Raw genomic sequence first — 6,058 nt, 5'->3', positions numbered from 1 at the left:
TTTATGCCGAATTCGGCATAAGGCATACTGGAACCCCCAGAGGCCGGTGAGGTGGAGCTCTTCCGCAAGACGTAGCACGAAGCGAATGACGGATTCGACATCACCGTGCTCGTCGTCATAGATCCAGAGCGTGCTGCCCTCGGGCGCGTCCTGGCGCACGAGGTCGAAGCCCGCGACCTCCGGGTCGTCGGCGTCCTGATCCGCAGCGCGGAGTTCCTGGAACAGCGCAAGCGCGCGGGCGACCTTGTCGGGGGTGCCGACGTCGAGCAGGCAAGAGAAATGGGTGAAGTAGTCCGCCATGGGGACCTCCTGAATGGGGAAGGCCCGGCCGAGCGGCCGGGCGCTGTGTCGGGATGAAGGGGTGGTTGGGAGCGATCAGCTGTCCGGATCGTCGCCCGCCGCCTGTCGCGCGGCATGCGCGCAGAGCATCTGCCGGTAGAAGCGCTTGCGAGCTGCCCGGAAGCCGCGCACGGCGCGCGTGTCGGGGTGGAGCACCCGGACCGCAGCACGCAGGACCGCATAGGGCGAGGCCGTCAAGGGCAGGCCGAGGCGCACATAGGTGGAGTCGGTCATCTCAGCTCACCTCGACCACGGGCGAGGCGAGATGCGGATCGACCAGCGCTTCGATCCGCGCGGTCCGACCCATCCAGGGCTCGGGCCGGATGGCCTTCACCCAGTCAGCAAAGCTCGGGATGAAGCCGAGGTCTTCCTTCACATGCTGCTCGCCGACCCAGCGGGTCGGGATGACGCGCCCGGTCGAGAGGGTGAGGGTCTGCCCGAAGATCGTCTCGGCCATGAAGATGCCCTCCGCATGGTGGCGTAGCGCCCGGTGCCGGAAGTCGGCCGTGATCTCCTTGCTCTGGTCGAACCACGCATGCACTGCGATGAAATCGTCGACCGTGCCGCCCCATTTCTTCACCGAGGAGAGGGCGTGGTGAAAGGGATGTGCCATCGCCGCCCCCTCAGAAATCATGGGTGTAGAGTTCGGACGAGGTGAAGCGCTCGTTGAACTCGAGGTGGATGCATCGGGCCGCGGCGTCGAAGCAGAACTCGCCCCAGGCACCGTCGTTGTTTTCCCAGCCGCCATGGGTGTCGGAGAGGAAGTCATAGGCCAGCTGCTCGACGACATCTTCCAGCGAGAGCTGCCGTATCTCGACCTCGGGATCGTCCCAAGTCAGCGCCGCGTATTCAATCTCTGTCGCGGGAAACTCGACTGCGGTCTCGCCGGACCATGCGCCGATGCTTTCAATCTGGCCACTGTCCCCGGCCCCGTCGAAGGTCACGGTGACATGGGTGATGCCGGCGGCCATGAGGCCGTCGAAGAGGCGGTCCTTGTTGCCCGGGCGCAAGGCTTCGATGCGGGACGCGCGCTCGGCATGGGCCGCGAAGATCTGCGCCATGTCGACGGTCGAGGGCGCCATCGGGGGCACGAGGGTGGGTTCACCCAGGGTCATCGGGTGTCTCCGGTAAGGGGAAGGGATCGGAGCCGGGTCGGGCGATCTCNCTCTCCCCCGGACAAGCTCCAAATCCCCCCTGCCCTTCTCTGTCTCTCGGGCCTCAAGCAGCGACCTGCAGCGCCCGGGCGGCCAAGGTGCGCCAGAGCGGGTCGACGAGACGCCCGTCCAGAAGATCAGCGCGGTGGCGCAGCCGAATCGCCAGATCGGGCTCGCCTAAGGCAGCTGCACGGCCCGCCTGCCCGCGCAGCTGGATTGCCTCGGTCACCACGCCGAGCGCTTCGGCCGCGCTCGTCACCGGTTGGCACCAGGCGACGGCGTGGTCGCCAGCGGCCCCAGCCAGCACAAGGCGCTCGTCGCGGTCGAGGATTGCCAGAAGCTGGGGCGTGGCATCCGGGGCCATTCCCTCGGCATCGTCGATCGCGCCCTGCATGGCCTCGACCAGCGTCGCGAAGCGGGCAAGGACTAGGGGCGCGGCCCGGCCCGACATCAGATCGGCCGGCGCGCGGCGCGACAGGGTCAGGGCGAAGGGACGATTGGGATCGGCGTCGGAAGTCGGAAAGTGCGGTGTGACGCCACGCGCGTAGGCGGTCGAGTGAATCGGCAAGGGCAAGTCGAACATGGGGAAATCTCCGACGGCGCGGGAAGCTTCTCTCCCCACCTCATCCGTCAAAGACCAAACCGTCGCCCTCTTCCTCGATGGCGCGGCGGCGATGGGTCCGATAGGCTCTCAGAGCTTGCCCAAGGCTCGCAGGCTCAGCTCCGTCCCGGCCCCGACGATGATGTGGTCGTGCAGCGTCAAGCCGAGATACCTGCAACCCTTCTGAATCTCCTTGGTCATGCTGAGATCGGCCTCCGACGGCGTCGGATCGCCCGAAGGGTGGTTGTGCGTCATCCTACGACTTGCTTTATCATATTGAAATGCAAGCATTTTTTCTAAGTGATTCCAGAGGTGGTGCCGGGATTGGGGATCGGCATTTGGTGCGCTATTGTGATAGTCACGAGCGATCATCGGCGCGCGCAGTGAATTCCTTTGATGCACGGCGCTCAATCCAATCCCTTCCGGCTCAGGCTTCTATCTCGCCGATTCGGTGGAGCATCTGGAGCCGTCCGCGAGCCGGTTCCGGCTAGATGATCAACCGGGCAACGTCTGCCTCCGAGTTGCGCCACCCTCAGTGCCTCCGTCAAGGGCAGCGGTAGTCTTGCAGGAAGGATAACCCGAGCAAGCCAGGAACGGTTGATATGCTCCGCCGGAACGAACGACCATCGATCCATCACCACAGGTGGGACAATAATCTCCAACTGACATCGGGCGTGCGATCCTCACCCGATTGGACGGTGCCCCCGCACGGGAACTTTCCACCGAGATGTTGCGCTTGAAATCACAACGAGGGTGGGTGCTGCATGCCTCGAACGGGCCATATTGGCCGTCGTACCGCTTCATGGTGCCGCAGCCGCACTTCGGGCACGGGCTCAGAACGCCTTCCTCCGCTTCGATCTCCACTGCGCCGGTTCTCGCTAGCTCGATCAGAAAGCGCGACGGCGCATCGGCCAGGGTGCAAATGCGAACCTGACGGCGAGCCCGCGTGAGCGCGACGTAGAAAAGGCGGCGCTCCTCAGCCAGGGGATATGGGTCGGGTTCGGGCATCGCTATCTGGAGGATCGGATCGTCGGTAATCCGGCTTGGAAAGCCCGGTCTGGATTGACGGCAAGAAATACTGGGAATTGCCGAAAGCTTGGTTCAACGATTTCGTCGAACGGGCGTTGGCGAAGTACAGCAAGGTCTACGTTATTCAGCCTTACCGCGAGCAGGAGAAATGCTCCCCAACGTGTCAGAACGCTATCGGGCATGAGTGCCAATGTTCTTGCATGGGCCTCTATCACGGCGCCGGGAATGACGGCAGTTGGTTGGAGGTTTCCGACACCTTCGCGACGCGTTGGGCTGACCACGAGCTCGCCTGTCGACTCATGACCGCCAAGCCCTAACGCAGCATGCGATCAAAATACCATTAGTCTCGCTGCCGCCATCCGGTGTTTGTAGCGAGTTCGGACTCTAGTCGAGACCAAGATGCGCTGCTTCAAGCTCCTAGGAGCGCACGTCATGTCCCGCGACTTCGAAAGGCAGGTCGCCGAGCTTCAGATCAGGCCGCAATCCTGAACCGCTTCACCGCCCTCGGAACGCCGCTCACGCAGCGCGTAGGATAGGTCTGTCCAGGGAAAGGGCACTCCGGCCTTCAGAGGATTTGCGCAACAATGCCTACTGGCGGGATAATCACATCCGGGAGTAGCTTAACTTCGCCGCCAAACTGTCCAAGAAGGCGGGACCACCTCACAAGAGCGTCTATCGCGGGGGGCTCCTCACAAGTCATTACCGTGACATCGCCGCGTGTATAGTTTCTGTACGGAAGCATCCCTTCGGCCGACGGTGCTTGTCCGGTCTGAAGTCGATGCTTGAGTAGGCGACGAAGGAAGAACAATGGAACTCAACCAGATTCGATATTTCCTGAACCTGGCAGACACCCTCAACTTCACCGAAGCAGCCATGCGCAGCGGGGTGTCTCAGCCCACGCTCACCCGCGCGATCCAGCGGCTCGAACAGGAGTTGGGCGGAACGTTGGTCTATCGCGATGGAAAAGACAGTCGACTGACAACGCTCGGCCGCGACATACGATCCGAATTCGCTGCGATCGCCGACCGCGAACAGCGGGTTCGGGCAATATCCCTCAATCGGGTTCGCGGCCGCCGCGAGACCTTGACGCTGGGTATCGTGAATACCATCGCGCCAGCACTGATTACGGAATTTCTGAAACACGCCCTTCGACAGATGCCGATGCTTGAACTGGTTCTTCAGCCGATCACCCGCGACGAGGGAATGGAGCGCCTGCTCGGCGGTCAAATTGACGGGTGCTTCTGCACGGATCCAGCGGCCGGAAACACCAAGATTGCCACCGTTGAAATGTTCCGTGAGCGACTGTTACTGGCGATGGCGCATGGACACAGCCTGGCAAGCCAAGCCTCGGTGTCTCTTGTCGAGCTATCGGAACAGCCTTACCTTGATCGCCTCCAGTGCGAATTCCGCACGCGCGTGCAAAACCATTTGAACGAGCGCGCGATTTTCATGATCCCACGGCTCAGATCCGAACGGGAGGATTTGATTCAACAAGCCGTGGCATCGGGCGCGGGCGTTTGCATGCTGCCTGAACGTTCGGCAATCGTAGAGGGCTTGACGTTACGCCCGGTCGATACGCTCGACCTGTCGCGCACGGTGGCATTCCAATCGATTTCGGGATCTGGAACGGCAACGGCGCTGCGGCAGCTCCGTGTACTGATAGAGCGGTATGTGTGGTCGTGAATTCCGTGAAGGCGCGGGCCTTTATGGTGCGGCGACCACACAAGCGTTCCCAGTGCATGCCGGTGACAACATCAAAACTATAGTTGCGGCGTATTGGACACCTTCGGATCGAATATCCATTTTCTCGGGTATGAGTTCGAAGGAGGAATCCATGACAGCCTACAAGAAGACAGAAGCTGCTATCGCCAAGCTGTCACCTGAGGAATATCGGGTGACGCAGCAGAGTGCGACCGAGCGACCAGGAACCGGTGCGCTTCTCCATAATAAGGAACCCGGCATTTATGTCGATATCGTCTCAGGCGAACCCCTGTTCGCATCGTCCGACAAATACGAGTCGGGCTGCGGATGGCCGAGCTTCACCAACTCGGATACTGCGCGTTCCGAACAAGGCCCGTTGATATTCGAACGGGCCCCCGTGGTGCGCTTGCCTGTCGCGACACCTGAAGCAGCCTGGAAACGAACAGACCCGACCGCTGCTCTGTTCGAAGACCCTGACCAAGGGGGAATGTTCTGATGACGTTCACGGCAATAGTCTTCGATGAACCTGACCTGCAATTTGGCAACGGTCAAAAGCACATCGACCCGCGCCAAGGCCTTCGAGAATTCGGCCCACTTCAGGCACACGCTGGTGCGGTGGTCACAGTTGGTGTGCTGGGATCGTCTGAGACTTGTGAGGCATTCGCAAACTATATAGTCGAGGCGCAGAAGGGGGTTGAGGGCAATCACAAGGGGCTACCAAATCTGAATCCAGATTTCCCTGGTCTGGGAAACGCCAATCCATTCGCCTGTCGCTTTGTCGTGCCGGACACAGGCCGGAGAACATTATCGAACCGGCAACTCAGGTCGGTGAAAACTGCCGCATCCGTGAAAGAAGCAGTTCATATTCTTCTTGATGTAACCGTCCGGTCTGACCGCTATCCGTTCCAGCACCAAGGCAGCAGGTCGTCGACCTTTGTGATCTTGTAGTCCGGGATACGGGCCAGGGTGTCGGCGAGCCAGGCATGGGGATCGACGGCGTTCAGCTTGGCCGTTTCGATTAGGGTGTATGCGATGGCGGCGGCTTTGCCGCCAGCTTCGGAACCGACGAAGAGGTAATTCTTCCTTCCCAAGGCGATTGCGCGCATTCCGCGCTCAGCGGCGTTGTTGTCCAGTTCCAGGATGCCGTTGTCGAGGTATGGGCGCAGGCGCTCCATGCGGGTCAGCGCATAGCGGATGGCGGCCGCGAGTGAGAATGGCGGTGCGAAATTAGTCC

The 6,058-nt window shown here is 61.4% G+C and carries 11 protein-coding genes and 1 pseudogene; 4 read left to right on the top strand and 8 right to left on the bottom strand.

Features of this window, described 5'->3' with window-relative positions:
- The 7 genes from FE811_RS25395 to FE811_RS25365 all read right to left on the bottom strand — a co-directional run.
- Window positions 1–300, bottom strand: a 300-nt coding sequence (locus FE811_RS25395) for a hypothetical protein (RefSeq protein WP_140849289.1), incomplete at its 3' end; no start/stop codon positions are given.
- A gap of 75 nt (window positions 301–375) precedes the next feature.
- Window positions 376–573: a hypothetical protein gene (locus tag FE811_RS25390; protein ID WP_140849287.1), complete on the bottom strand. Its 198-nt coding sequence runs from the start codon at window positions 571–573 to the stop codon at window positions 376–378.
- A 1-nt stretch (window position 574) separates the two neighbouring features.
- Entirely contained in the window at window positions 575–952 is a 378-nt protein-coding gene (locus FE811_RS25385) for a hypothetical protein (RefSeq protein ID WP_140849285.1), read from the bottom strand.
- 10 nt (window positions 953–962) lie between these two features.
- Window positions 963–1,454 (bottom strand): DUF6878 family protein, encoded by a 492-nt coding sequence (locus tag FE811_RS25380; protein ID WP_140849283.1) that lies wholly within the window; start codon window positions 1,452–1,454, stop codon window positions 963–965.
- 103 nt (window positions 1,455–1,557) lie between these two features.
- A complete protein-coding gene (locus FE811_RS25375; RefSeq protein ID WP_140849281.1) occupies window positions 1,558–2,076 on the bottom strand; it encodes a DNA repair protein RadC in 519 nt (172 codons plus the stop codon).
- Between the two features lie 108 nt (window positions 2,077–2,184).
- Entirely contained in the window at window positions 2,185–2,496 is a 312-nt protein-coding gene (locus FE811_RS28525) for a JAB domain-containing protein (protein ID WP_255469848.1), read from the bottom strand.
- Between the two features lie 93 nt (window positions 2,497–2,589).
- Window positions 2,590–3,102 (bottom strand): topoisomerase DNA-binding C4 zinc finger domain-containing protein, encoded by a 513-nt coding sequence (locus FE811_RS25365; RefSeq protein ID WP_012114946.1) that lies wholly within the window; start codon window positions 3,100–3,102, stop codon window positions 2,590–2,592.
- Between the two features lie 35 nt (window positions 3,103–3,137).
- Here FE811_RS25365 and FE811_RS25360 point away from each other — a divergent pair, with 35 nt between their 5' ends.
- The 4 genes and pseudogenes from FE811_RS25360 (at window position 3,138) to FE811_RS28520 (ending at window position 5,320) form a co-directional block, all read left to right on the top strand.
- On the top strand, window positions 3,138–3,440 hold the full coding sequence (locus tag FE811_RS25360; protein ID WP_219848958.1) for a hypothetical protein: 303 nt from the start codon (window positions 3,138–3,140) through the stop codon (window positions 3,438–3,440).
- Between the two features lie 61 nt (window positions 3,441–3,501).
- A pseudogene (locus FE811_RS25355) lies at window positions 3,502–3,659 on the top strand (IS5/IS1182 family transposase); the annotation flags it as partial.
- A gap of 271 nt (window positions 3,660–3,930) precedes the next feature.
- The gene (locus tag FE811_RS25350; protein WP_012114948.1) at window positions 3,931–4,806 is read left to right on the top strand and encodes a LysR family transcriptional regulator; all 876 of its coding nucleotides are present in this window, start codon (window positions 3,931–3,933) and stop codon (window positions 4,804–4,806) included.
- A 151-nt stretch (window positions 4,807–4,957) separates the two neighbouring features.
- Complete coding sequence (locus FE811_RS28520; protein WP_255469847.1) at window positions 4,958–5,320, top strand: peptide-methionine (R)-S-oxide reductase; 363 nt, start codon at window positions 4,958–4,960, stop codon at window positions 5,318–5,320.
- 400 nt (window positions 5,321–5,720) lie between these two features.
- Here FE811_RS28520 and FE811_RS25340 read toward each other — a convergent pair.
- Window positions 5,721–6,058: transposase domain-containing protein (locus FE811_RS25340; protein WP_140849279.1), on the bottom strand; the 338-nt coding region annotated here is incomplete at its 5' end.

The sequence above is a fragment of the Paracoccus sp. FO-3 genome, from assembly GCF_006386455.1.
GTDB classification, from domain to species: domain Bacteria; phylum Pseudomonadota; class Alphaproteobacteria; order Rhodobacterales; family Rhodobacteraceae; genus Paracoccus; species Paracoccus versutus.
This window is presented reverse-complemented; position numbering and strand designations above follow the sequence as displayed.

Coding starts and splice junctions, on each gene's coding strand:
- FE811_RS25390 (WP_140849287.1), bottom strand. CDS start 573: ATGACCGACTCCACCTATGTGCGCCTCGGCCTGCCCTTGACGGCCTCG.
- FE811_RS25385 (WP_140849285.1), bottom strand. CDS start 952: ATGGCACATCCCTTTCACCACGCCCTCTCCTCGGTGAAGAAATGGGGC.
- FE811_RS25380 (WP_140849283.1), bottom strand. CDS start 1,454: ATGACCCTGGGTGAACCCACCCTCGTGCCCCCGATGGCGCCCTCGACC.
- FE811_RS25375 (WP_140849281.1), bottom strand. CDS start 2,076: ATGTTCGACTTGCCCTTGCCGATTCACTCGACCGCCTACGCGCGTGGC.
- FE811_RS25365 (WP_012114946.1), bottom strand. CDS start 3,102: ATGCCCGAACCCGACCCATATCCCCTGGCTGAGGAGCGCCGCCTTTTC.
- FE811_RS25350 (WP_012114948.1), top strand. CDS start 3,931: ATGGAACTCAACCAGATTCGATATTTCCTGAACCTGGCAGACACCCTC.
- FE811_RS28520 (WP_255469847.1), top strand. CDS start 4,958: ATGACAGCCTACAAGAAGACAGAAGCTGCTATCGCCAAGCTGTCACCT.